The organism is Streptococcus mitis, assembly GCF_003942865.1.
Lineage (GTDB): Bacteria > Bacillota > Bacilli > Lactobacillales > Streptococcaceae > Streptococcus > Streptococcus mitis_BI.
Genome location: NZ_RJNZ01000011.1, coordinates 20,281 through 42,586, shown reverse-complemented (window position 1 = coordinate 42,586; position 22,306 = coordinate 20,281). Strand labels below are relative to the sequence as shown.

Sequence of the window (22,306 nt, the reverse complement as noted above, 5' to 3'; positions counted from 1 at the left end):
TTACTAACCTTCTACCTGCTTATTTAACTGTTCCAAGTCAGCAACAGTAAACAAACCATATCCAATAAAGCCTGAACCCTCATAATCAACAATTTCAATAGTTTCATCATAATAGCCAGTCAAACCAATCACAGACAACTTTCCAAAATACAAAGGCAAGCTAAACCAAGCCTGCCTTCCATTCTTTGGATTCTTAATCAACACTCTTGAAGCCATTTCAACATCAACCATTTTTTATTGCAAAAAGTACCAGCTACCGTCTTCATGACCAAGAAACACATAGGATTCTTCTAAACGACTAACAATTTCTTCTTCATGTTCTTCTACATAAGCAAACAAACGATCTTCATTGACTAACTGCTCATATTCTCCATGATCCAAAATACCTGCAAAATCAATCAATGCTTCCTGCGTATCAACTTCTGTAAACGAATTGACATACACATTATCAGGATTGCACCCATCAAATTCTCCAAACTCCACACCGTCAAAATGTTCATCTAAGCGATCAATGATTTTCTGAGGTTCATCAAGAATTTTTTTCCCAAAAGCGTAATGTTTACATACATCAGAAAATTTATTATATACAACCTTAATACTCATTTTTTCTCCTTCCAAACAAAAAAAGGAAGCCAAACTTGACTTCCTTCACCATTTTAACTAAATTGAAGCACTACGCTCCAAATTGCTTCCAATCGCAAAAGCACGATTTGCAACTTTATTGTATGCCTTATTCATATCATAATAACTTGCCAAATCGTTTTTAATACACTGAATTACTTGATAAGATAAAGTCAATTCTTCTTCATTCTTAAGAAGTCCATTCAACTCCCCTGCAAGTGTCCAAGATTGCGAAAAATCTTTTTCTTTCAATTTTTTAGCAAGTTCATTCGACAATTCAATAACTTGTTTATCTTTTCCTTGTAATGCCATTTTTTTATACCTCTTATTTCTCTATATTTTTTTCATTATCCAGCAACTAAGCTGGTGAACGTTTCTTAACTTTCATCTATTCTCTCCCAAGTAAACAATCCAACGAAACTTCAAATAAATCCGCTAACTTAATAAGATTTTCAAAGCTGGGCTCTGTCTTTCCATTCTCCCAATCACTATACGTATTTCTCTTTATTCCTATTATCTCAGCTAATTCATTTTGAGTAAGTCCATATCGGAAGCGTAATTTTCTAAGTCTTTTGAAAAATATCTTTGAAGTTACCATTAAATCAAATCCTCATGTTTATACTTTCTAGGCAAAGAACTAGCGTAATGTTTTGAATCATTGACCTTTGCATTATAAAAAATCATATTATTCCCAATAATTTCTTGCCATTTAGGAATATCCTCACGATAAATACGATTAAGTCCATAGAAGTTCCTTACAATAAATCTAACAGCTCCAATATGATCTCCTAAACCAACAACACACAACACATCATGTTCCATATCATATACCCAATGGCTTTTTGAATTTGTCAGTATTTCCCAAGCAAATTCCCAATCTCTCTCAAGCCAATCATGCCCTGGTCTGTAATAAACTTTTGTCTGACAAGATTCATCATTAAAACCATAAAAACAATGACTACACAACGTTCTATTTTTATCTACCCACCAGCAAGAACCATACATTTCATCAACGCAAGCTGTATTCCACTTACAACCACATCTTCTACAAATATCCTTTTCCATGACACCAATTCAAACCCATCTTTCTAAATGATATTTCTTAACCAGCAACAAATACACACTTTGTCTTTCTTTCTGATCACGTTTCATCAACCCAAAGAGCAACAACTTTCTCTTAATATCTACTTCGTTTGCTAAAAACTCCTCATACTCTTTGGTAAGTCTTTTTACCTCTTGCCAGTCTTTGCGATTTTTAGTCTTTCTATAGGTTTGACATTGAATATCTATATAATCTTGATAGTTCCTAGCTTTATCACTTGTCACAACCCCTTCATAGAAATACCGAGCAGGAATTAAAAAAACTAACTTTCTCAATTTTTCATCAGTAATTTTTTTCTTTTTCATAGTCACCCTCTATTTAATACAATAACTCATAACAAAACTTGTTTATAAATTCAATAAAAGGCTGTAAACCAAAAGTACTAAAACAGAAAACAAAGACTACAAAGGCTAAAATCAATAAATCAACAACAAAATCCAACTCCCTATCTCTTTTATCTTCTAAAACTTTCTGCGCCAACATACTACCAGCAGACTTTTTCTCCTTATCTTTCATATACTTATCCTCTCAATCTGTTTTTTTTCTTAATATCAAGAATCGCATTCACTTCATCAGGCATTCTTAGCCAATCAATGACATAGTCCTTAAAATAAGGCAAAAACATTCGCTCAGATTCTATAGGTATAACTGTTAGATTTTCATTCCCTTCAAATGAAGGTAAATAATGACTAATTGATTTTAGCCCACGATCAGTTGAACATACCAAGTTACTGTTATTTACTACTACAGAATCAGTACCTACTTTCTTGTATACTTTTCTCATAAGCTACCCTCGCTTGCTCCAATTTTTTCCAGTTTTTATCACTTATTTCTCCATCAAAGAGAATCTTCTTTAGTTTGTTATCGCCAGTAATACTCTCCCACTTTTTTATCAATGCAGTCACACCTGAAACATTTTCATTCAACCATCTATACTGTTTATCAAAAAAACCAGTTTCTACAGGTGAGGTTGAAAAACCAATCTTATCAACTTCACCTAAAAGCGAATACCACTCACGATTCAAAACCTTATCGCCATTCATTCTTTCAAAGACTTTTATTTTACTGTTAATCACCCAAACAGCAAGTCTCGCCATATCAATCTTTTCATTCAAGGATTTTCTAACAAAATCCAAAGCGACATCATCACACATTCTCACCTCATAACGATTTTTAAATTTCAATGATGAATGAATCAAATCTATATCAAGACCCAACTTCTTTGCCTGCTCAATATCCTTTTGATAAAAACAGAAATGATATGCAGACTGACGAGAACCAAAATAAATCGTTTTTGCTTTTCCATATTGACCATTATCTTCAATCTGCTTCATTGTCAATCGACTTTCAACCAAACCACTATCCCAAAGGTCAACCAGCTTACCAAGTTCAAAATTTCCAGCTTCGTTATACTTTTCATCTAGCGCTATATCAAGCCGAGGAATATTCATGAATTTCCCTTCACCTTGTGAAATAGCACGCTCATACTCAAAGCAACGAATAAAGAAATCCCTCCAGCTTGACTTCTGCTCATTTTCAAAATACCACTCATACTGTCTGCATGCTTGACCTTTTAACTCAATCATACAGCCCATATCTTCCCTTTTCTTTGAAATGAAAAGGTTGATATTTTGAAAAGTATATTTTGTATCATACCCTGAACCACCCTTTTCTTCTTCAAGAAATGGCTTATTTTGCAGACACAAAACTTTTGCTATCACATCTATATAATCTTGTGTTTTGAACGTAACCTTCACATAGTCAACTTTTCCTTCTAACGAAAATCCACTATCTCGCACACCTTCCTTAAAAGCTACCAACGCATTCACTTTCGAGTCATAAGACTCAGGAATCTCACCAGCTTCTTTCCATCTATACAATGTTGCCCTATCTATTTCTAAATAGTTAGACATTTCCTGATCTGAAAAAGCGTACATCTTTTGTACCTTGTTTAGATTCTCAAATTCCATATTTCTCCTTACTTTTCAATAGTGTTGCATTTTTTAAGCCCAAAAAGTCAGTATTATCAAGGCTTTATACTTCTACGCACATCTTCTACCCCCCTATTAGTCATAGGGGGTTAATTCGCACAATCCAGCCTGCTAGTGACCGCTAGTGACCGCAGTCGCTCGTCGCACTCGCTTCCTCGCTCCTGCTACTAGCTACTAGCAAGCTGGATTGTACCAACTAGTACATAAAAAAGAAAAAAAGAGAGCATAAACCCTCTTTCCATCACTCATATTCCTCAAAAGAAAAATCATCTATAATTTCATTCCAGTTTTGACTAGAAATTTCTTTTAATTCAAACAAATCTTTGACCAAAGACATCTGTTTTTTGTCCAAGTACAAAATACCATCTTCTCTCAGAACAACCAATTTTTCCTTTTCTTCCAACTTCTTCAAAAGATTTTGAACAGAAGCAAAGCTAATATTGATTGACCTAGAAAAATCACTTGCCTTTTTTAGATCACCAAGATTCCCTTCTTCTTTTTGTCGCCTGCTAGACATCAACTCCTGAACCAATTCAGGACTTGCCTTTTTGACTTCTCCTTTTTGCAATTCCTCTTGTGCTTCCATTTCAGCTTGAAGATTTTCTTTTTCTTCTTCTGATAATTCAGCTTTCGGATTTTCCAAAGGATTGAAAAGATTTTCTCGTCGCTCAATCTTCTCATATTCATCAGTAAAGGAGAATCCCTTTTCTAACAATGGAGAATAAAATTCTCTTGCAACTTCTCCATATACACTAGCATACCCACGACCATATACTCGTTTACCACCAAGATATTTCACATACTTAAATTCCTTATTCCTATTGACTTCTCCGAAGGCTAAATCATATCCAACCTCGTCCAATCGACCAACAGAAATTCGGAAATTGATATTCGCTTGTAGTTTTGAGCCTAAATCTTCTCTTGAAGGCTTCTGCATAGCTAAAACCGCAAAACAGCCAGCTTGCCTTCCAAGCAGTAAGAATTGACCCATCGCATTATCCAAGCGCTGTCTAGCTTGAAAATCAAGCATAGCACACAAAGCATTGTATTCATCACAGACTAGAAAATAAGGTTCAAGACCATACTCATAGAACTTACGTAAATCCTTGTCACCATTCTCCTCACGTTTTTGTCGCATATAAGCATAACGAGCAAACATAATTTGAACAGCCCTTTCAATCATAGAAACAATATCTTCTACCTCATAAGAAATTCGACCTTCAAAAGCCTTCTGTTCTGCCATTGTCACAAAGTCAGCTTGTTTTGGATCACAAATATCCGTCACTCCAACTTTAGCCATAGCACGAATCAATGTCCTTAGTAATACCGTTTTACCACCACCAGTACCACCACAAACAAGTAAATGAGGATCATCAATAGGATTCCAATAAAGATTTTTCATCAGTTGAATACCCTTATCAGAATACTCCACATCAGTCACCTTGATTCGATTTAAGAAAGCAGAGTATGCCATCTTATAAGTCTTAAACTTAATATCGTCCTGAACTTCCATAAAGTCCATGAAGAAAGTAGTTTCTAAATCACTACCAATCTTCTTGAACTTATCCTGAAATTTATTGCCAGCCATTTTAAAAGCAACTTCCAAATCATAGCGATTCTGTTTCAAATAAACCGTTGGAAATGTAACCTTATCGACTGTTCCTGATTCAGTTTTAACTTTTTTTGTATATGTATATCCATTCTCTTTAAGAAAGAAAGCTAGTTTAGCAAGTCTTTCTATCTTCTGAAAGAAAAATACTCTTTCTTGTGATAACCAAGTCAAATAGACACTTACACCAATTATCAAAATCAACATAACTACCGAAACAATAATCGAAAAAACATCAACAGCCTTGATTTTCTCAAAATTTGAATAAACAAAAAAAGCTAGTATAGGACTAAACAACAAAAAGAAAAAAGAAAAGATATAGTATCTAAGATTCACCATGTAAGGCTTAATCTTAATTCCACGATACGCAGGAAGTAAACTCATATCCTCTCTCCTTTAGAAATTATCCCTTATGTTCCTGTTTTTGCTCAGGTTTTTGCTCAGGTTTTTGATCCTGCTTCTGTTCTTGCCTAAATTGACCAGAACCTACACGCTTAACACTTTCAGCACGCAATGAAAACGCAAGCGCCTTAATTTCAGAAACATTGTTAGCACCACGATAGACTGTATCTTCATAGTCATAAATCCAAATTGTCGCATCACCAACAATTTCAACTTCTGACATGAAAGGGATTTCTTCAATAGAGATTCCTTCTTCCAACTTAACAGCAATCGTTTCTTGCATTTTATCTGAAAAGACTTCCGCATGAGTTGGATAGTCAACAGCTTCACCTTCTACCATTTTCCAGTTTTCATCAAAACCAAGAAAAATCAACGTACCAAATTTTTCTTTCACATTTACAGGAATTTCTGCATTGTTAAACTTACGAATATTAAAAGCCATTATTTCTTTTTCCTACTTTCTATACTTATTTTTCAAAACGTAATTCAGTAGCTTCAAACTGAACTTCTTCTTTTCGACCAACCAAACGAGTTACAAAGTTCAATCCTGAAACAGATTTTACAAATGTAAGACCTTTTGTTTTTGGAGTATCAGAATTTCCAAGTCCATAAACACGGATAGTAACACTATTCTGCTGATCACCTGAAACTTCAAATTCACGGAACGGAACAAAGTTTTCGCCATTACCACTCACAACTTCACGATACTTCGGATTCACTACAACTTTTGTACCAATCGCTTCCAACCCAACAGGGATTTTTTTAATTTTTGCCATTTTTTTAATTTTCCTTTTCTATTTACATTTTTCAAAAATAAAAAGGTGGTAGTTCCTGTTACTCTACCACCTTCTACAACGCACTAAACTATTTTATTCTGCTTCTTTCTTACGCTTCAAACCAACTAAACCAAGCATTGACAAGATACCAATACCAACAGATCCAAACACACTAGAAGCCTCTCCTGTATTTGGAAGCGATGGTTGCGGTTGTGGTTGTGGTTTACGTGGCTCTTCTGGAGCTGGTGGCTCAGGTGTACGAGTAATAACCTTGGCAGTCATTTCTTGTCCATTGACAATATTGACAAAAGTATTCTCGACTTCTCCAGCTGAGATTCGCTCAACCTCAACATAAAAATCGGCGTCAAACGTACCTTTAACACCTAGAGAGTTCAAGAACTCTTTGTCAATAGTGTAAGCCCACTTACCGTCTTTTTCATTCCAAGTTACTTTAACAATTTTCTTGATAAAGTCAGAGTTTGTACTTTGGTCAAACTCGAATTGGAACGCATAAGAAGAACCCTTAGCAATCTTATCTCCAGCCTTAACAACTTTTCCATCAGAAAGAACTACATCATATGGTAACACCATATCTTTTCCAGCTACATATTCAGTACCACGAATAACTCCTGACCAATTTCCTGTATATCTATCATGTTTCAGGTCAAGCATATCAATACCATCATACTGATAAAGTGTATCGTGCTTACTAGGGACGGTCACACCGTCCAAAAGATAGCGTAGGTATTCACCAATTTGAACTTCCTGCCCATCCAGAATTTTTTTGCCATCTTTGTCAAGCACGTGTTTTTCAGGCTTGATGTCAGGAACTTCAACAGTTACCAAATTAGACTTATGATCAATTCCAAAATCGATTTGGTGGAAATCATTTTGAACCTTTTGACCTTCTTTTACCAACAATTTAGCAAACAAATCAAAAATCACATTTTTTCCTTTAGAAACATAGTTCTTATAGTAAGCAGCGTTATCTTTTGGAACCCACATATAGAACTCACCTTTCGGTGACAATCCTGCTTCTTTCAAGATTTCATTGACAACATCTGTTCTTCCCTTGTCAGACAAAACATGATACATGTCAAAAAGCTGTTTTGCATCTTTACCTTCATCATCAGTTGCCTTAATTTTGGCATCGTCAACGGTATAGGCACCGTCTTGAACATCGTCTACAATCGCAAAACGTTTCGCGATTGACTTAGGTGACGCAGTAAATTTTGAATAAGGAGCATAGTCAGTCTTCAACTTAAACTTCACATTCTTGTCGAATGTTGTTGCTCCGTTAATACTATTCCCATGTGTATCCTCAACGAATTTTGTAGGATTTACAGATGGTTTGTAGCGCAGGTTAGCATAGCGTACATGGACTGTACGAGATTTCACTTTACCTGGTTCAGAAAGATATTCAGGATCAGGAATTGTATCCTTTTCATGTTTTTCAAGAGTAGGTTCAACTGGTGGTGTTGGAGGGATAATCGGTTTAGCAATAGAGGCATTACGACCCCAAAGCTGAAAAGCAAAATCAGGCATAAATAATTCTTCATCACTCATTGGCTCTTTTCCTTCAGCTTTTCGACGTTCATCAGAAGCCTTACGAACAGCTTCCCACTCAGCTTGAGAGCGTGTCGCAAGCGACTTGTTTCCAGTAGAATAAAACAAGTGCATACGCTCACCATATCCAGCAGACAAAATCGAACCAACAGGCACATCAGCTTCATCACTTACATTCTTATAATAATGATCACTTGCCTTCCAACGGTTCAAACCAGAAGGATCATCATACCCCATTGGAACATCCCAGCGATGCTCCCCTTTATAAACAGTCTTGCCATCACGTTTGGCTTCAATAACATCTGAACCACTTGGATTCTTCACAATTCCTGTAGTACCATCTTCATACTCCCAGCGCAATTCTTGACCGAAGTCAATATCACTAAATGCAGAAACCATCGCCAGCTTAATTTTCTTACCTGTACCTTCTTCAAAATACTCAATATCAGTATCAACCGCTTGCATATTGAATACATTGAAGTTAATTGTACCTGTCACAGAATTTTTCTCATGTGAAACCAACATACGATGATAAACAGAATCTACTCCATCTTTTTTCCACTCAGGAGTCACAGACTTAAACGTAAACTTGGCAGAAATTTTCTTGCCTGATTGTGTTTCCCCAATATTGTGAATCGTAAATGAATCTCCAACTTTAGGCTTATTCACATATTTTCCTTCAGTATCACGCCAAGAGTAATCTTCAAGCAAACCTGCTCGACTTGATGTAATCTTTGTGTCAGCATGATAACCCAAGTAATCTTTCACCGTTTCAAGACCAGAAACACCATCGAACGCAACCTTAAAATTCTTGTAATAATTCATACTTCCACGACCAGCTTCATTATACCCACCGTACATTTTCACACCAGTTGCAGAACCAGCAAGTCCCAATTTTTCCAAATCAGTTTTTGCCTGTTTGAATTTCTTTTCTTCTTCAAGATATTTTCCATATTCTTGATTATATTTCTTCTGAACGTCATCGTTACGCTTATCAATCTGGTCATTCTTTTCTTGAAGGTCTTTTTTAGCCTTCTCATGAGCCTGACGAATCTCTTCGTTTTTATCCTGAACGTTCTTTTTCTCACGCTCATTATCTGCTACATCTTTCTTGTAACCAGCAATTTCAGTAGAAACCGTATTTGCTTGATTCGCATAATCCTTTTCTACACTAGCTTGTTTCTTAGCAAGCTCGTCTTGCCCCTGAGCAACACCTACATCCACAGGAGAATCCTGTTTCACTTCTAAGCCTGCTTTCTTAGCTTCAGAAACAGCCTTATCAACAGTTGAATGATCTACTACAACATCGACGGTAGTATTCTTCTTGGCAGTTTCGTCCTGCTTAGGTGCTTCTGGTTTAGGTGCTTCCTGAACAGTTTTTGGCACATTTTGATTTGCACTCAACTCGTCAGCAGAAACACTTCCTGATGAAAAAGCCATAGCAAGAGCAGCCATACCCAAAATCACTCCACAAGCACCATAGTGCTTCACTTTACGAATTGAACCAAACGCTTTAGTTTCTTGTGTTTTAAACATACTTTCTTTTCTCCTTTTTTTAAAAAACATTTTTTCTCATTATTTTTGAACTCACTTCCCTTATCATGAAGGTGAACGAGATCTCTTAAAAATCATTTCAACCATTTCAATTTCCTTTCCAAAATAAAAAAGCCAGTTTTTTAAACTGACTTTTTATCTATATCAAATCCATTTTCCTGAATAGTCAACACGATATTTGCCTTGAACAATCTCATTACGAGCATAAGAGCCATCAGATTTCAAATAATACCAACCACCCCAATAACTATCGTAAATCCACTCATTCACAGCCATAGCTCCACTAGATTTGAGATAATAGCTACCCTGCCAAGCATTGCTTACCATATAACCACCACTCTTAAAATAATACCATACACCATCAATCTTCAACCATTGATGATTAACATAAGCACCACCTTCTTTTAAATAAAACCATGACTGATAATAATTATCATAAATCCACTCTTTATCTGCCATCTTACCATTAGACTTCAGATAATAGCTTCCTTGCCAACTATCACGAACATAAATTCCATTTGATTTTAAGTAATACCATGCCTTATAAGAATTATCATAAATCCATTCAGATTCTGCCATCCGACCATCAGATTTTAAATAATAACTCCCTTTCCACGTATTTTTTACACGTTGGTCATTATCATAGTAATACCAAGAACCACTTTCTTTCTGCCAACCATTTTTAACTGGTTTAGATTGTGATGGCTTCGTTTGACTTTGAGTAGAAGGTTTCTTACCTACGACATACTTACCATTATCATCTACATAATAACGTCCATTATCAACCCATGCACTCTTGACCATCTTACCATCAGCACCAAGCCAATAGTCTCCCTGCCATGTATTTTTAAGACGTTGATTATCCTTATAATAATACCAAGAATCATTTTCTTTTTTCCAACCATTTTTAACTGGTTTAGATTGTGACTTGTTTTGATTCTGAGAAGAAGAACGTCTATCTTCTGCTTCTTTCTTTTCTTTTTCCTCCAGCAATTTTAAATCATTTACTTCCTTAGTCAACTTTTCATATTCTTTAAAAGCTGTCTGCAATTTAGAAAGCTCATTCTTCTTATCTCTAAGTTCTTTTTCCTTCTTAGCCAATAGCGAAGAACGATTAGTCAATGTTGTATCTACTGGACGTTGCGTATTAAAGTTCTTTTTCGTTGATTTCACTATATCGTTTTTATCGATTGATATAAAACTAAACCAACCACCATCTTTTAAAGAACGCATGGAAATTCCAAAATACTCATCCCTAGAAGTCCCATAATTTACTCCAGCAATAGATTGTGCATGAAGAAATTCATCGCCATTATACAGAAAAATAACAAATGCCTCATAAATCTCTTTCTTCAGTTGACCCACAGTCACTTCTTTATCAATGGAAGAAGTTTTAAATGCGTTCTCATAATACTGACCACCATATTTCTCTTCTTCATCGTTCTTACTCGAAGTCCGCAAACCATACTCTCTAGCAACTTCGTTAATTCCTTTTACATAATGCCAATCCCACATGCTACGATTCGCTTCTAAATTTTTATACGCAACCTTATCAGCAAAATCAATAGAAGATTGTGCAAGTGTTACTTCTGGAAGTCCCATCTGTCTACGAATTTGATTCATCAAATCCAAAGCATAATAATTTAATTCAACCAAAATCTCTTTAGGAAGATTATTTAATTCATACTTATCCAATTCATCTGCTGGATCTGAAATAAAATTATCTAACTGACTCTGCTTTAACTTTTGACTTTCAGAAATCAAAACCTTTTTGGCTTGTTCTTCCTCTTCGTCACTAACTACAGGAACATACTCCCCTTTTTCATTCTCTTTGACATTACTATTAAAAAACGTTTTTAACGCAGTAGCATATTCTCTACTCACCTTAATTGTATTCTTGTTAGAATAAGGATTTTTCAAGGAAGAAACAATTTGTTCCAAACTAGCAATCTTATCTTGAATTTGTGTGATAGCATACCACCCTCCGTTAGAAGTAAAACTATCAATACCATTGGCTTTTATTATCTCAGCCTTTTGTCTATCCAACTGAGCAATTTTCTCTTGTCTAGCACTATCAGCATGTACTATTTGATTCACATTAAAAGCCAATAAAGTTGCAGTTGTTACTAAAGCTAAAGTCGAAGTCCTAAATTTCATATTTTCTCCTTTTAATAAAAAAATCTTAACTCCATTTATTATATCATAAAGTTATTTATTCCATCATAAAGTTAATCTTCAATAATCACTCCATCTTCTAAAAAACGATGATACGTTTTTTCAATTTTCATTTCAATCTTACTACAATAGCTACGAGTAACTTGACCAACCGCATACAAACGATTATACAAATCTTCACAACATTTTTTTGAAGAGACATAAACATCAGCACCATTTTTTACATGAGCATAGATTTTCAAATTCCAACAAAATCGTCTATAAATTCTATTGTATTCTCCCAGTATCCATTCTTCAGAATACGTCTTTACATCTCTTTCTCCTTTCAAAAGAACATCTTTGATTTTACTCACCTCTCCCTAACCAATCTTTTCAATTAACTCACGTAAAAATTGTTTTACTTCAGATTTTCGTGCATACTTCGTCCTATCATTTTCTATAAAACGAATCAATTCTTCATAAGGTCTACCTTCAGTCATCATAACCATCAATCCATGACTAAACTGATGGTGACAACCTAGATTATCTAAATCTTTAGTTGACAAAACCTCGTCTCTATCAACACTAAAACTTTCTTCAACATTAAAGAAATCATCAACTTTACAGTTATAAAGATAAGCCAATTTATATAGTTTCTCAAGACTAGGTTCACGTTCTCCACTTTCATATCGAGCATACGCTTTCGGTTGGATCTCTAAGTACTTCGCTAAGTCCTCTTTCGGCTTATTATACATTTCACGATACAAACGAAGTCCCATTGACACATTCAACATAAATCCTTTTCCTTTCTACTTCCTACTTACATACATGTGATAATCGAAAAGAAAACCACAAACAATACAAATACAAACAAAATTACTGGATAAATAAATATCCAGTAAATCAAAAATAGCAACAAAATAAGCATAGACAATAGCATTCCAACTCTTACTAAGTAGATCCAAATATCCATCTTTCCTCTTTTCTATCCTCTACTCATATTGTTAGTTTACATAAAAGAATACTTCTTATATTCCCTTGTGAAAACTAACAATACTTTCAATTCTTATCAGGACAAAACCTGTTTTATAAAAATCTAGTTATTGTTAATTTTTCGCAAAATAAAAAGGCTTATTTCAAAGCCTTTTTACGTTTTTTTCAATAGAATATAGCAATATAAAATGTATGCTCCTATCTTCGCATACTTTCAGCTTCTCAGCCTACTACCTTCGCCAAGGTCACAAATTTAAGGATAACTCAATATCCCCTCTTTCTTACCCAAAGGCATTAGCAAGTTTTTACTCTCACACACCGACCATACAACACATAGACCTCACTATCTCACTCTAGCTACCTTCTAAGAAGTATCATTGACTGTACCACAGCCGTCAGTTCCCTTTTCTTATCTCCTGAGGCGAAAGGACGAAACACCCACGCTCTGACAAACTTGACATTTTCCTAAAATTCACGTATAATTAAATTGCTAAATTTTTATATGCGTGTTTAGTCAATGCTTGTCGTTGTCTGACACGTTTTTTATTAAATTTTCAAAGTTCACTTAACTTTTATATTGAATCAAAAATCTTACTACTTAAATTTACAAGTTCTACTTTCTTGAAACAACATTCAATACTGAAAATTAAAATTTGTCTTTTAAGTTGTATTCAGGATTTTTAAATTCCTATAAAAGATTTCCTCTAAGACTTTATATCTCATTGGGATAATTATATTATATCTCAATGGGATAAAGTTGTCAATACTTTTTTTAACTTTTTTTAAAAATTTTGAAAGGTTATTATTAAATGTTACCTGAAAGACTAAAAAACCTACGAAAAAAAGCTGGACTAACACAAAAACAAATAGCTGAAAAATTACAAGTAGGACAAAACTCATATTCTAATTGGGAAAAAGGGAAAAGAACCCCTATTCAACCTACAATAGAAAAACTAGCTGAGATCCTGAATACTTCCACAGATTATCTTTTAGGTAAAACAGATATTCCTGATCGTGACTTAGAGGTTGACATCAATACAGCTATTGATAACTCAGTTGCTTATGATGGTACACCCATCACAGATAACGACCGTGAAATTATCAAAGACTTCCTAAAAGAATACTTTGCAAAAAAAAAATAGTATGGAACTAAGAAAAGTCATAGAAGAAATTGAAGCCCTAAACTGCAAAGTTGTTTTGTTAGAGCATTTAGAAACAAAAGGTCGTTATCTTTTTGTAAATAATCAACACTTCATCTTTCTACGTTCTGACACTACAGATATAGAAAAAATCAACATCCTACTACACGAAAAGCACCATTTACTGAATGATGATTCCCATAACTCTCTTGCTCATATTGATACTTTCTCCCAACGTATCGAAACCAGAGCCGAAAAAGGAAGAATTCTTGACTTTATGAGCTTAATCAACAGCGAGTATCCGATAGATGAACAATTCAACTACCATGACTATCTCAAAAATGCAGGTATACCAAGTTCCTACGAAGTGTACGTACAAGAAATAGCCACCAAATTTTTCAAAGAAAACAAAAAAAATAACATTATCTAAGATAGTGTTATTTTTCTATTTCCGAACAAATTTTAAGTACCTAGTTGAACTTTTCAACCCAAAAAGCGAATTAAATATCCAGGAACATTTGATTTTCCTTCGCTTTTTATTCTAAAATAACATTTCCCCAAAATTCATCATTACAACGTACAGATAGCTCATTATCTAAGTTACCAGTAAAAAAGCCGCCACCTTTTCTATAAAAGGTAATTTCAACAAAATAAACTTCTAACTCCCCTTCATATTCCTTCTTGATTGTCATATCTGACCCGGCTTCCATTTCATCCAGCTGACCCGAATATTCCTTCAAAAAATCTTTTACGAAATAATTAAACTTTGAAATCATATTTTTGGGAACTCTATCCTGATAAATTATTTCTTTGATTTCCATATTCTATCTCCTTAAAATAAATCCGAATGTGTACCTACACGTTCAAATACAACATGAGTACCTCTTTCTAGGTAATAATAAATCATAAGCAAATCTGACTTCCTACCCCCAATATGAATTTCCCACAGCTTTGGTATTCTTTTTCTAGGTTCTAAAACGTGCTTTTTATATTCATAACCCAATTCTTCATCATTTACTATCCTCTTAACTGCTTCATTGATAGGAGTTACATCTATTCCACGCTTAATTATTTTAGCTAAATCTTTATTATATCTATTCGAGAACTCATAACTAAGCATTTTCTCTTACCATTCTTTCAAAATAATCATCTACACTTTCGGTACTTTTTGTTATCCCCTCATTTTTATATTTACTGATACTCTCTTTAAAAGCCTTCTGAGTAACTTCATTATATTCATCTATATTTCTTGTACGAATATAATCACCATCTTCTAACTCAATTTCATAATCTGAATCAAGTTTTAACTCAAACGGAATACTTCTCGTCAATACACTTTGCTTCAAAAACAACTTTACAGCAGTTGTCATATCCAAACCCAATTCACTAAAAACTTCAGTCGCTTCTTTTTTTAATTTATCATCTACTCTTACAGCAATTTGTGACATAGCATTTCCCCTTAACTTATTCTGTATATCTATTGTATCACTTTTAACAATACATATCAAATTTATTCTCTAATAAATACAAAATAAAATAGACCAGTTTCCTGATCCACTTTATTCTATATTCATTGACTAAAAATATACATTCCTTGGTTAATTTTTGGTTAGTTTCTTAAAAAATACAATTTCTTAATTCTTCAATCCTTTTAAAATCAAAGAATCCAGCTACATCTTTAAATTACTACTATTATACCATATTTTTCAAAAAAGCCAATCATAGCAAGGTTTTGGACATTTCCATCAGAAAAAGAAGCTGGAAAAATCTCTTTCCCAACTCCTTGTACTGAATATTTTTTCTAATTTCACTTATTTTTTCAAGCGTTCAACGTCACGGGCAATGACCAATTCTTCATCAGTTGGAATAACCAAAACACGGATCTTCGCTGCCTCTGTTGAGATGTCTCCTGTCACGCCAAAGACGTTCTTTTCTGGATCAACATCACAGCCAAACCAAGAGATACCTGAGATAACATCTTCACGTACGTTTGCTGCATTTTCACCGATACCTGCAGTAAAGATAATAGCATCTGCTCCATTTAAGACTGCAAGGTATTGACCGATATGTTTTTGGATACGGTCAACATACATTTCATAGGCTAAAGTGGCATCGTGGTCCCCTTCTTCCATAGCAGCAATCACATCACGCATATCACTAGATTTACCTGAAACCCCCATCAGTCCTGATTCACGATTAAGGACGTGACTAATAGCTTCTGGTGTATTAAAATCCTCTGTATATTGCATTAAGTAAGGAATAATAGCTGGATCAATATCCCCTGTACGAGTCCCCATCATCACACCACCAAGTGGAGTGAATCCCATTGAAGTATCGACAGATTGACCACCCTTAACAGCTGTAATAGAGGCACCATTACCGATGTGGCAAGTAATCAATTTCAAGTCTTCTAATGGACGGCCCAAGAGTTTCGCAGCTTCTCCTGCTACAAACTGGTGACTTGTACCGTGGGCACCATATTTACGAACCTTGTTTTCTGTGTAATATTTTGTTGGTAGAGGGTAGCGATAAGCTTTCTCTGGCATAGTTGTGTGGAATGAAGTATCAAAAACAACTACACTGGTAATGTCTGGCAACAATTCCTTGAAGGCGCGAACACCTGCTGCATTGGCTGGATTGTGGAGAGGAGCCAACAAGCTCAACTCTTCAACTTTTTCTAAAACATCTCCCTCAACGACTGTTGATTCTTTGAAATATTCTCCACCGGCAACAACACGGTGTCCAACACCTGTAATCTCGTCATAAGCCTTGATAATATCGAAACGAATCAAGTCATCCAATAAGATTTTAACAGCTTGTGTGTGATTTTCGATATCCAAAATTTGTTGTTCAGAACGACCATCAAATTTTACAGTTGAAATTGAATCTTTCAAACCGATACGTTCAATCAAACCTTTCGCCAATACTTTTTCTTCTGGCATTAAGTATAATTGCCATTTCAAACTTGAACTTCCTGCATTGATTGCAATTGTTTTTGTCATAACATGATACCCCTTTTTAAGCGTTTTCATCTATTATAACAAAATCTATTTTATATTTCAGTACCTTGAGTCCATTTTTGAAAATTTTCTTTAAATTTCATTAAAACACTTGCATCTTGCAAGCTAGCAAGTGGATAAATAAAAGGCTCTACTACTATTTCACTTTTCTTCTGTAAGATAAAAATAGTCTTAGATTGTTTGGCATTGGCAAAGAGATTTTCAGGCAGACTAATCATGGCAGCCAGACTTGCCTCCTCTTTCAACCAGCCTTTCAACAAATCATTTTGAGGGCTGGTCAACAAATCATTCGGAGCGAGAAAAATAGCGTATCCATCTGACTTGAGGTACTTAAGTCCTTGTTCCATGAGCAAGTGATGTGCGTAAGTATGTTCTTGACTAGAAGCAACTTGATGGCGCGACGCAACGGCATCATCAGGATAATAACCGACAGGCAAGTCGCTGATGACCACGTCGCTTTCTTTGAGCATTTGTGGACGAACGCCATCTCCTTGGACAAAGCCAGCCTGCAAACCAATTACATCTGCCATGCTAGCCGCCAAATCAATCAGCAAATCATCCACTTCCATTCCCAAGTAATCCACCTTTTTATCAAGCGAGGTCAAGAAAGTAGCGCCCAGAATTCCCATCCCGGAACCCATTTCGAGGATCGTAATCTCCTCCTCTTTAAACAACTCTTCCACAATAAACACCAAAAGTAAAGCAATAGCATCTGGTGTAAACTGGTGATTGGCCTGTAGGGGCTCTGTCTGCCCAGCCTTCATCAAGAGAAACTGGTAGGTCTTGAGCCATTCTTCTTTGCGTAGTGCTAAACGCTTAAGGGCTTGATTGTTCTCCTTGACCTGTTCTAGCTCAGTTTCACCATCCAAATAGATGCTGTTTTGCTCCACCAAGGCGTCATAAAAGTTAGTCGTCAAATCACTTTGGATGACTTGGACATTCTCTAGTAAATAGGTATAAGCTTGTTCAATTTTTTCAAAATCCATATTTCTATCTTATCAAATTTCCCTTCTTTTTTCCATCCTTATAGAAAAATCACTCCCTGACTAGGCGAGTGATTTTTGGGCTACTGTTAAAAAGAGTTCTGAGTAATTTCCTTGAAACAGGTCTTCAGCGCTATAGAGGATCTGACTATGCACAGATGAAAAACCAAACTGGGCTAGCTTGTTTTCCAGTTCAACCAATTCAAATCCATGATGGGTAGCTTCTGTCTTGGTAAAATCAGCAAGTAGGAGTTGTCCATCTTCCCTCAAATGTTGATGAAACAGTGAGAGAGCCGCATCCAAATCAGGCATATGATGAAGAACACGACAAACAACAATGAGATCAAACTCTTTCTCCAAGGTTTTTTCCAGTAAATCTTGCTCCAAAAAGTGGATATTCTTGATGTCTTGCCGCTCCGCTTTCAAACGAGCTTGCTCCAGCATTTTCTCCGAAATATCCACCAATGTTACAGACTTGGCCTGCTTGGCTAGGGGCAAGGTTAACAGACCCGTCCCTCCACCGAAATCCAAAATTTCTTTGTCTGATAGAAGATCAATCTGTTTCTCGACTGCTTGACAAACCAAGTTTGCAAGGAAGATATTTTTAGGTGAATCAAAAGTTTCTGCTTTGTGGTTAAAATCATGTTTCATATTTTTAGTTTAGCACAAAGTAGCTTGATTGGCTAGGAATTCTCTTTCTTTTCAGGCTTCTCTTCTGATTTTTTCTTCTCTGCTTGATTACTTGAATCAGTCACTACCTCTTCCTTTTTATCCGTTTTCTCTTCTTTGATCTTGACTGAGGGAAATAGGAACTCATATTGACTCTTAGGCATACGGACCCTTGTCATCAAGCTAGTTTTCTTATTTTGATAGCTCACCTGACCCAGATTAAAGGCCTGTTCCCCACTTTCTTGCTCAACCTTATCTTTGGTTCGCTTGGCCATAGCAAAAGCAACCAACTTTTCTTTATTTAAAGCATAGTCTTGATAGTGGGCGACTTGTCGGTTCAAGTAAAATTGTAACAAAAGACTAAAGATAGCTGCTATGGTTACCGCATAGAGGAGAACACCTGCCTTAACTTTTTTCTTTTTCCACACGATAGATGAACTCCCTTTCTAAGCCTTTTTGGAACTGGAAACGAAAACGCACCAGTTGGTTGTCCTCTGTAATCTGAGCTGATTTGAGTCCATAAATCATAGGCTGATATCCTCGTCCACTAGCATCAGTTTTCCGAAAATCATCCGATTTTAACTTACCAATAGAGATATCCTTGCCATCCTGCTTCATATAAATGCGATTGCCCTCCACTTTTTCGAACTGCGAACGGTCTAATTCTGTCTCCAACTGGTCCACAAACAAGAGCCACTCCTTTTGCTCGCTCTGTTGCTGGTAGCGAACTTCTGAAATGAGGAGCTGACTCATGGCTTGAAAGAGGAGTAAGCTTCCACTGATGACAATAAGAGCAATCAGGGATTCTAACAGAGTGAAAGCCTTGACCTTACGGCTCTTTGATAGCCAACAACTGTTTTGAACCATGGTAGACCTCCAATCCCTTTTCACTAGAAAACACCTGAATCTCAACTCCGTTGATGTTTATCTGATTTTGACCTGTCTGCAGAGCCATCTTAGCTACACGCAAGATCTCTTCTTTATGCAAGATTCTTGATTCTTCCTGCCTATTTTTCTGAATTTGTCCCAAAAGGAGGGTTGCAATGCTGGCAAAGATAGCTAAAGTAACTACTGCTTCCAGTAAAATCACTGCCCTAATTTTTTGTTTCCTTAATGCGTTTAATTTTTCCATTTCCTAGATATAACTGATAGCGAATCGCTCCTTTACTGGTCTGAAATTCAACCTTAGCTAGGGACGAATTGCCCCCAGCACGGTCAAATGTGATATTTTGTCCCGATGGTGCCTGAATCCCTTTAGGGACTGTCAACTTTTGACTGCCATTACTAATCGTCTGCCCATCTAAGTTCAGACTAGTCTTTTGCTGACTGGCTACACTGCGTTTTTGGGTTTCCCGATAGAGTTCTTCAAACTCCATAAAGAAAATCTGCTCCTCTACCGCTGCAAAAGTGGACTGAACAGAACCATACAAGCCCAAGGCAAGGATACTCACAAGACTCAAAACCAAGAGACTTTCAAGCATGGTAAAGGCCTTAATCATTGACTGTACGATTTTTTCCTCCATTTTTTGTATAGTATTCTTTATAGGCTTTAGCCTGTTCTTCTGTGATTCGCCCATCTGCTTGTAACTTACTTAGGCTAGCATCTTCATTCTTATCTAAGCTATAAAGTTCTGCCTGGCTTTCCACCACCTTAACAACAGCAGCTTTTCCTTTGTCGTTGACTGCTTCTTTTTGCTTTGTCAGATTAGGTACAAAGAGTAATAAAAGCACGCTGATGATGAGCAAGACCACCAACATTTCCACAAGTGTAAAAGCTTTAACCTTAGCTTTTTTCAAGAATGTCATCATTTTTTTCATGTTAAAAATTTACCTCCATATTTTGATACATGGGCATGAGCATTGCCGCATAAAGTAAAACGATAATCAGAGCCACAAAGATAAAAACCAGCGGCTGCACCAAATTCATGGTGCGGTTGACTCGGGTAAAAAAGGCTTCCCAAGTTTTTTCAGCATAGATTTCCAACTCACTACCCAGCTTGGACTTGACTTCCCCATACTCGATAATGAGACTCAACTCCTTTTTAAAGAAAGGATAGGTTGCTATGGCTTGAGAAAATTCGCGTCCATTTTGTAGGGATTGAGCTAAGTCTTGACCGATTTCTTTAAAGAGTTGGGAACCTTGTTCCTGCATGATTTGAAAAATCTGCGTCAACTCCATCCCTTGAGAAATCATATTACCCCATTCACGCGCATAATAGGCTGTCAAATAGGTCTGCACAAAAATTCCAAAGAAGGGAAGGCGTGCTAAGATAGAAAAGACACGCATCTTAGAACTTCTTTTATAAAAAGTGAGTGCTAAAAGGACACCTACTGAAATAAACCCTACCATTCCTAGAAAGATTTGTGGCAGATTACCGATAATTTGAGTGGCAATATTGCTACTATCCAGTTGTGGTAGCAGGTAATTCCGTAGTCCCAGCATAATTAAGAGAAGAAATCCCAGCAAAATCAAAGGATAGGTCGCTACTTCAATTAGTTTTTTCTTGACCTTGGCCAGATTGTCTAGATATTCTTCTATCTTTCCCAAACTCAGGTGAAGATTGCCATGGACTTCCGCTAGGGATAACTGAGTGACAATGGCACTTGAAAATCCCAAACTTTCCATCATTTCTGAGAATGATTTTCCCTGAGACAAACCTGTGCGCATCTGGGTCACACACTGTTTGTCCAACAAAGCACTCCTATCTAAAAAGGAGATGGTCTCCACCAGATGAAAACTACTGGAAAAGAGATTGTTAAACAAGGTGATGATATTTTTTTGCTTAGCTGTAGCTAATTTTTTCCGCTTCAGCCTGAAGACTTGTGATATGTCCATCTTTAAGAAGCTGGTCAATCTGTTCATTCCAGCTAGTTGGCTGGTGTTCTTGATAATCTTTGTTTGCAAAGTCAACGATTCCTCCTCCCCCGATTAATCTTTGATAGCAGACTCCCTGCAGAACGACTGCCAATTCCTCCTCACTCACACCCAACTCCAGCAGGCGCTCATAAACACCTCGAATACTCTTGGCGTGAATGGTTGAAAAGACTGTCGCCCCTGTCAAACTAGCTCTAACTACTGCACGTGCCGTCTCGCTGTCACGAATTTCTCCGATAATCAGAAGGTCGGGCCGATGACGTAAGGAAAGCTTAATCAGATTTTCATAGGTCAGCCCGATTGCCTCATTCAACTGTAACTGGAGCATGTCGTCCTGCTTGATTTCAACAGGATCTTCGATGGACATGACCTGCTGTCCTTTAAAGAGAGACTTGGCTAATTCGTGCATCAGGGTTGTCTTACCACTTCCGACTGGACCAGCAAAGAGATAGAGACCTCGTTGCCTGTACTGCTGGCCCAATTCGCCAATGTCCTGAAACCAAAAATGCAAGTCCTGCTCCTCATCATGCAACAAGCGAATCACCAAACTCTCATGCCCTCGATAATCGCCTACGGTAGATAGACGTAGAGAAACCATCTTCTGATCATATTCATAATCACAGGAACCAAGCTGACTACGTCTTTTTTCTCCAACATTCATACCCGCCACAAACTTAAAGTGACTGATGACGGCCGCAAACTTTTCAAAATCATAAGAACCGATTTTACAGCGCTCGTCTCCGACCCTCATATGAAGCTCATAGACGTCTAACTTGGGGACAAAATAAATGTCTTGCGCCCCTTTTTTCCGAGCCGAACGAATGATTTCTTGTGCAATTTCTTGAACCATAC

The 22,306-nt window shown here is 36.4% G+C and carries 31 protein-coding genes; 2 read left to right on the top strand and 29 right to left on the bottom strand.

The features are described from left to right. Positions 1-3 precede the first annotated feature (3 nt). The 16 genes from D8845_RS07885 to D8845_RS07810 form a co-directional block, all read right to left on the bottom strand. Positions 4-216, bottom strand: coding sequence for a hypothetical protein (locus D8845_RS07885; protein WP_125453093.1), 213 nt, complete (start codon positions 214-216; stop codon positions 4-6). A gap of 18 nt (positions 217-234) precedes the next feature. Further along, on the bottom strand, positions 235-603 hold the full coding sequence (locus D8845_RS07880; RefSeq protein ID WP_125453071.1) for a hypothetical protein: 369 nt from the start codon (positions 601-603) through the stop codon (positions 235-237). A 57-nt stretch (positions 604-660) separates the two neighbouring features. Continuing rightward, complete coding sequence (locus tag D8845_RS07875) at positions 661-933, bottom strand: hypothetical protein (protein WP_125453070.1); 273 nt, start codon at positions 931-933, stop codon at positions 661-663. Between the two features lie 76 nt (positions 934-1,009). Further along, positions 1,010-1,219, bottom strand: a complete 210-nt coding sequence (locus D8845_RS07870; protein WP_125453069.1) for a helix-turn-helix domain-containing protein — start codon at positions 1,217-1,219, stop codon at positions 1,010-1,012. Beyond that, positions 1,219-1,686, bottom strand: a complete 468-nt coding sequence (locus D8845_RS07865) for a hypothetical protein (RefSeq protein ID WP_125453068.1) — start codon at positions 1,684-1,686, stop codon at positions 1,219-1,221. The genes D8845_RS07870 and D8845_RS07865 overlap by 1 nt, the downstream gene beginning before the upstream one ends. Positions 1,687-1,695: 9 nt before the next feature. After that, a complete protein-coding gene (locus D8845_RS07860; RefSeq protein ID WP_125453067.1) occupies positions 1,696-2,028 on the bottom strand; it encodes a hypothetical protein in 333 nt (110 codons plus the stop codon). 13 nt (positions 2,029-2,041) lie between these two features. Next, entirely contained in the window at positions 2,042-2,239 is a 198-nt protein-coding gene (locus D8845_RS07855) for a hypothetical protein (protein WP_125453066.1), read from the bottom strand. Between the two features lie 4 nt (positions 2,240-2,243). Continuing rightward, positions 2,244-2,507: a hypothetical protein gene (locus D8845_RS07850; protein ID WP_125453065.1), complete on the bottom strand. Its 264-nt coding sequence runs from the start codon at positions 2,505-2,507 to the stop codon at positions 2,244-2,246. After that, complete coding sequence (locus D8845_RS07845) at positions 2,476-3,636, bottom strand: replication initiation factor domain-containing protein (protein WP_260467951.1); 1,161 nt, start codon at positions 3,634-3,636, stop codon at positions 2,476-2,478. The genes D8845_RS07850 and D8845_RS07845 overlap by 32 nt, the downstream gene beginning before the upstream one ends. Positions 3,637-3,955: 319 nt before the next feature. Then, complete coding sequence (locus D8845_RS07840; RefSeq protein WP_125453063.1) at positions 3,956-5,707, bottom strand: FtsK/SpoIIIE domain-containing protein; 1,752 nt, start codon at positions 5,705-5,707, stop codon at positions 3,956-3,958. Positions 5,708-5,726: 19 nt separating this feature from the next. Next, the gene (locus D8845_RS07835; protein ID WP_125453062.1) at positions 5,727-6,167 is read right to left on the bottom strand and encodes a hypothetical protein; all 441 of its coding nucleotides are present in this window, start codon (positions 6,165-6,167) and stop codon (positions 5,727-5,729) included. Positions 6,168-6,192: 25 nt separating this feature from the next. Beyond that, complete coding sequence (locus D8845_RS07830) at positions 6,193-6,501, bottom strand: hypothetical protein (RefSeq protein WP_125453061.1); 309 nt, start codon at positions 6,499-6,501, stop codon at positions 6,193-6,195. Positions 6,502-6,594: 93 nt separating this feature from the next. Further along, positions 6,595-9,603 (bottom strand): SspB-related isopeptide-forming adhesin, encoded by a 3,009-nt coding sequence (locus tag D8845_RS07825; protein WP_125453060.1) that lies wholly within the window; start codon positions 9,601-9,603, stop codon positions 6,595-6,597. A gap of 162 nt (positions 9,604-9,765) precedes the next feature. After that, entirely contained in the window at positions 9,766-11,778 is a 2,013-nt protein-coding gene (locus tag D8845_RS07820) for an SEC10/PgrA surface exclusion domain-containing protein (protein ID WP_125453059.1), read from the bottom strand. A gap of 71 nt (positions 11,779-11,849) precedes the next feature. Continuing rightward, positions 11,850-12,149 (bottom strand): hypothetical protein, encoded by a 300-nt coding sequence (locus tag D8845_RS07815; RefSeq protein WP_125453058.1) that lies wholly within the window; start codon positions 12,147-12,149, stop codon positions 11,850-11,852. A 6-nt stretch (positions 12,150-12,155) separates the two neighbouring features. Continuing rightward, positions 12,156-12,569 (bottom strand): helix-turn-helix transcriptional regulator, encoded by a 414-nt coding sequence (locus tag D8845_RS07810; RefSeq protein WP_125453057.1) that lies wholly within the window; start codon positions 12,567-12,569, stop codon positions 12,156-12,158. A 1,008-nt stretch (positions 12,570-13,577) separates the two neighbouring features. Here D8845_RS07810 and D8845_RS07805 point away from each other — a divergent pair. Both D8845_RS07805 and D8845_RS07800 read left to right on the top strand, forming a co-directional pair. Then, positions 13,578-13,910: a helix-turn-helix domain-containing protein gene (locus tag D8845_RS07805; RefSeq protein ID WP_125453056.1), complete on the top strand. Its 333-nt coding sequence runs from the start codon at positions 13,578-13,580 to the stop codon at positions 13,908-13,910. Position 13,911: 1 nt separating this feature from the next. Beyond that, positions 13,912-14,337 (top strand): ImmA/IrrE family metallo-endopeptidase, encoded by a 426-nt coding sequence (locus tag D8845_RS07800; protein WP_125453055.1) that lies wholly within the window; start codon positions 13,912-13,914, stop codon positions 14,335-14,337. Positions 14,338-14,443: 106 nt separating this feature from the next. Here the strand turns inward: D8845_RS07800 and D8845_RS07795 are convergent, their stop codons facing one another. The 13 genes from D8845_RS07795 to comGA all read right to left on the bottom strand — a co-directional run bounded on the left by D8845_RS07795 (position 14,444) and on the right by comGA (position 22,304). Beyond that, complete coding sequence (locus D8845_RS07795) at positions 14,444-14,728, bottom strand: hypothetical protein (protein ID WP_125453054.1); 285 nt, start codon at positions 14,726-14,728, stop codon at positions 14,444-14,446. 11 nt (positions 14,729-14,739) lie between these two features. Continuing rightward, positions 14,740-15,027, bottom strand: coding sequence for a type II toxin-antitoxin system YafQ family toxin (locus D8845_RS07790; protein WP_125453053.1), 288 nt, complete (start codon positions 15,025-15,027; stop codon positions 14,740-14,742). Continuing rightward, positions 15,020-15,355, bottom strand: coding sequence for a type II toxin-antitoxin system RelB/DinJ family antitoxin (locus tag D8845_RS07785; protein ID WP_007518694.1), 336 nt, complete (start codon positions 15,353-15,355; stop codon positions 15,020-15,022). Before D8845_RS07785 ends, D8845_RS07790 begins: the two co-directional genes overlap by 8 nt. A gap of 363 nt (positions 15,356-15,718) precedes the next feature. Beyond that, entirely contained in the window at positions 15,719-16,909 is a 1,191-nt protein-coding gene (locus tag D8845_RS07780) for an acetate kinase (RefSeq protein ID WP_125453052.1), read from the bottom strand. Between the two features lie 50 nt (positions 16,910-16,959). Next, positions 16,960-17,913 (bottom strand): class I SAM-dependent methyltransferase, encoded by a 954-nt coding sequence (locus D8845_RS07775; protein WP_125453051.1) that lies wholly within the window; start codon positions 17,911-17,913, stop codon positions 16,960-16,962. A gap of 60 nt (positions 17,914-17,973) precedes the next feature. Further along, the gene (locus D8845_RS07770) at positions 17,974-18,561 is read right to left on the bottom strand and encodes a class I SAM-dependent methyltransferase (protein ID WP_185757430.1); all 588 of its coding nucleotides are present in this window, start codon (positions 18,559-18,561) and stop codon (positions 17,974-17,976) included. Positions 18,562-18,593: 32 nt separating this feature from the next. Continuing rightward, positions 18,594-19,007: a competence type IV pilus minor pilin ComGG gene (gene comGG / locus D8845_RS07765; RefSeq protein WP_125453050.1), complete on the bottom strand. Its 414-nt coding sequence runs from the start codon at positions 19,005-19,007 to the stop codon at positions 18,594-18,596. Further along, positions 18,985-19,446, bottom strand: coding sequence for a competence type IV pilus minor pilin ComGF (gene comGF / locus D8845_RS07760; RefSeq protein WP_125453049.1), 462 nt, complete (start codon positions 19,444-19,446; stop codon positions 18,985-18,987). Before comGF ends, comGG begins: the two co-directional genes overlap by 23 nt. Beyond that, positions 19,409-19,711 (bottom strand): competence type IV pilus minor pilin ComGE, encoded by a 303-nt coding sequence (gene comGE, locus D8845_RS07755; protein WP_260467950.1) that lies wholly within the window; start codon positions 19,709-19,711, stop codon positions 19,409-19,411. Before comGE ends, comGF begins: the two co-directional genes overlap by 38 nt. Continuing rightward, positions 19,674-20,078, bottom strand: coding sequence for a competence type IV pilus minor pilin ComGD (gene comGD / locus D8845_RS07750; RefSeq protein WP_185757429.1), 405 nt, complete (start codon positions 20,076-20,078; stop codon positions 19,674-19,676). Before comGD ends, comGE begins: the two co-directional genes overlap by 38 nt. Further along, positions 20,071-20,397, bottom strand: a complete 327-nt coding sequence (gene comGC / locus D8845_RS07745) for a competence type IV pilus major pilin ComGC (protein ID WP_000738642.1) — start codon at positions 20,395-20,397, stop codon at positions 20,071-20,073. Before comGC ends, comGD begins: the two co-directional genes overlap by 8 nt. Before the next feature lies 1 nt (position 20,398). Further along, the gene (gene comGB, locus D8845_RS07740) at positions 20,399-21,415 is read right to left on the bottom strand and encodes a competence type IV pilus assembly protein ComGB (RefSeq protein ID WP_125453091.1); all 1,017 of its coding nucleotides are present in this window, start codon (positions 21,413-21,415) and stop codon (positions 20,399-20,401) included. Continuing rightward, complete coding sequence (gene comGA, locus D8845_RS07735; RefSeq protein WP_125453047.1) at positions 21,363-22,304, bottom strand: competence type IV pilus ATPase ComGA; 942 nt, start codon at positions 22,302-22,304, stop codon at positions 21,363-21,365. Before comGA ends, comGB begins: the two co-directional genes overlap by 53 nt. Positions 22,305-22,306: the final 2 nt, after the last annotated feature.

What these genes read in the sequence shown, in the direction of transcription:
- D8845_RS07880 (WP_125453071.1), bottom strand. Translation starts at nt 603, where the DNA reads ATGAGTATTAAGGTTGTATATAATAAATTTTCTGATGTATGTAAACAT.
- D8845_RS07820 (WP_125453059.1), bottom strand. Translation starts at nt 11,778, where the DNA reads ATGAAATTTAGGACTTCGACTTTAGCTTTAGTAACAACTGCAACTTTA.
- comGB (WP_125453091.1), bottom strand. Translation starts at nt 21,415, where the DNA reads ATGGACATATCACAAGTCTTCAGGCTGAAGCGGAAAAAATTAGCTACA.
- D8845_RS07795 (WP_125453054.1), bottom strand. Translation starts at nt 14,728, where the DNA reads ATGGAAATCAAAGAAATAATTTATCAGGATAGAGTTCCCAAAAATATG.
- D8845_RS07780 (WP_125453052.1), bottom strand. Translation starts at nt 16,909, where the DNA reads ATGACAAAAACAATTGCAATCAATGCAGGAAGTTCAAGTTTGAAATGG.
- D8845_RS07865 (WP_125453068.1), bottom strand. Translation starts at nt 1,686, where the DNA reads ATGGAAAAGGATATTTGTAGAAGATGTGGTTGTAAGTGGAATACAGCT.
- D8845_RS07790 (WP_125453053.1), bottom strand. Translation starts at nt 15,027, where the DNA reads ATGCTTAGTTATGAGTTCTCGAATAGATATAATAAAGATTTAGCTAAA.
- D8845_RS07875 (WP_125453070.1), bottom strand. Translation starts at nt 933, where the DNA reads ATGGCATTACAAGGAAAAGATAAACAAGTTATTGAATTGTCGAATGAA.
- comGC (WP_000738642.1), bottom strand. Translation starts at nt 20,397, where the DNA reads ATGAAAAAAATGATGACATTCTTGAAAAAAGCTAAGGTTAAAGCTTTT.
- comGE (WP_260467950.1), bottom strand. Translation starts at nt 19,711, where the DNA reads ATGGAAAAATTAAACGCATTAAGGAAACAAAAAATTAGGGCAGTGATT.
- comGA (WP_125453047.1), bottom strand. Translation starts at nt 22,304, where the DNA reads ATGGTTCAAGAAATTGCACAAGAAATCATTCGTTCGGCTCGGAAAAAA.
- D8845_RS07855 (WP_125453066.1), bottom strand. Translation starts at nt 2,239, where the DNA reads ATGAAAGATAAGGAGAAAAAGTCTGCTGGTAGTATGTTGGCGCAGAAA.
- D8845_RS07800 (WP_125453055.1), top strand. Translation starts at nt 13,912, where the DNA reads ATGGAACTAAGAAAAGTCATAGAAGAAATTGAAGCCCTAAACTGCAAA.
- D8845_RS07860 (WP_125453067.1), bottom strand. Translation starts at nt 2,028, where the DNA reads ATGAAAAAGAAAAAAATTACTGATGAAAAATTGAGAAAGTTAGTTTTT.
- comGD (WP_185757429.1), bottom strand. Translation starts at nt 20,078, where the DNA reads ATGATTAAGGCCTTTACCATGCTTGAAAGTCTCTTGGTTTTGAGTCTT.
- D8845_RS07785 (WP_007518694.1), bottom strand. Translation starts at nt 15,355, where the DNA reads ATGTCACAAATTGCTGTAAGAGTAGATGATAAATTAAAAAAAGAAGCG.
- D8845_RS07850 (WP_125453065.1), bottom strand. Translation starts at nt 2,507, where the DNA reads ATGAGAAAAGTATACAAGAAAGTAGGTACTGATTCTGTAGTAGTAAAT.
- D8845_RS07775 (WP_125453051.1), bottom strand. Translation starts at nt 17,913, where the DNA reads ATGGATTTTGAAAAAATTGAACAAGCTTATACCTATTTACTAGAGAAT.
- D8845_RS07840 (WP_125453063.1), bottom strand. Translation starts at nt 5,707, where the DNA reads ATGAGTTTACTTCCTGCGTATCGTGGAATTAAGATTAAGCCTTACATG.
- D8845_RS07885 (WP_125453093.1), bottom strand. Translation starts at nt 216, where the DNA reads ATGGCTTCAAGAGTGTTGATTAAGAATCCAAAGAATGGAAGGCAGGCT.
- D8845_RS07825 (WP_125453060.1), bottom strand. Translation starts at nt 9,603, where the DNA reads ATGTTTAAAACACAAGAAACTAAAGCGTTTGGTTCAATTCGTAAAGTG.
- D8845_RS07870 (WP_125453069.1), bottom strand. Translation starts at nt 1,219, where the DNA reads ATGGTAACTTCAAAGATATTTTTCAAAAGACTTAGAAAATTACGCTTC.
- D8845_RS07810 (WP_125453057.1), bottom strand. Translation starts at nt 12,569, where the DNA reads ATGTTGAATGTGTCAATGGGACTTCGTTTGTATCGTGAAATGTATAAT.
- D8845_RS07845 (WP_260467951.1), bottom strand. Translation starts at nt 3,636, where the DNA reads ATGTCTAACTATTTAGAAATAGATAGGGCAACATTGTATAGATGGAAA.
- comGF (WP_125453049.1), bottom strand. Translation starts at nt 19,446, where the DNA reads ATGGTTCAAAACAGTTGTTGGCTATCAAAGAGCCGTAAGGTCAAGGCT.
- D8845_RS07805 (WP_125453056.1), top strand. Translation starts at nt 13,578, where the DNA reads ATGTTACCTGAAAGACTAAAAAACCTACGAAAAAAAGCTGGACTAACA.
- D8845_RS07770 (WP_185757430.1), bottom strand. Translation starts at nt 18,561, where the DNA reads ATGAAACATGATTTTAACCACAAAGCAGAAACTTTTGATTCACCTAAA.
- D8845_RS07835 (WP_125453062.1), bottom strand. Translation starts at nt 6,167, where the DNA reads ATGGCTTTTAATATTCGTAAGTTTAACAATGCAGAAATTCCTGTAAAT.
- D8845_RS07830 (WP_125453061.1), bottom strand. Translation starts at nt 6,501, where the DNA reads ATGGCAAAAATTAAAAAAATCCCTGTTGGGTTGGAAGCGATTGGTACA.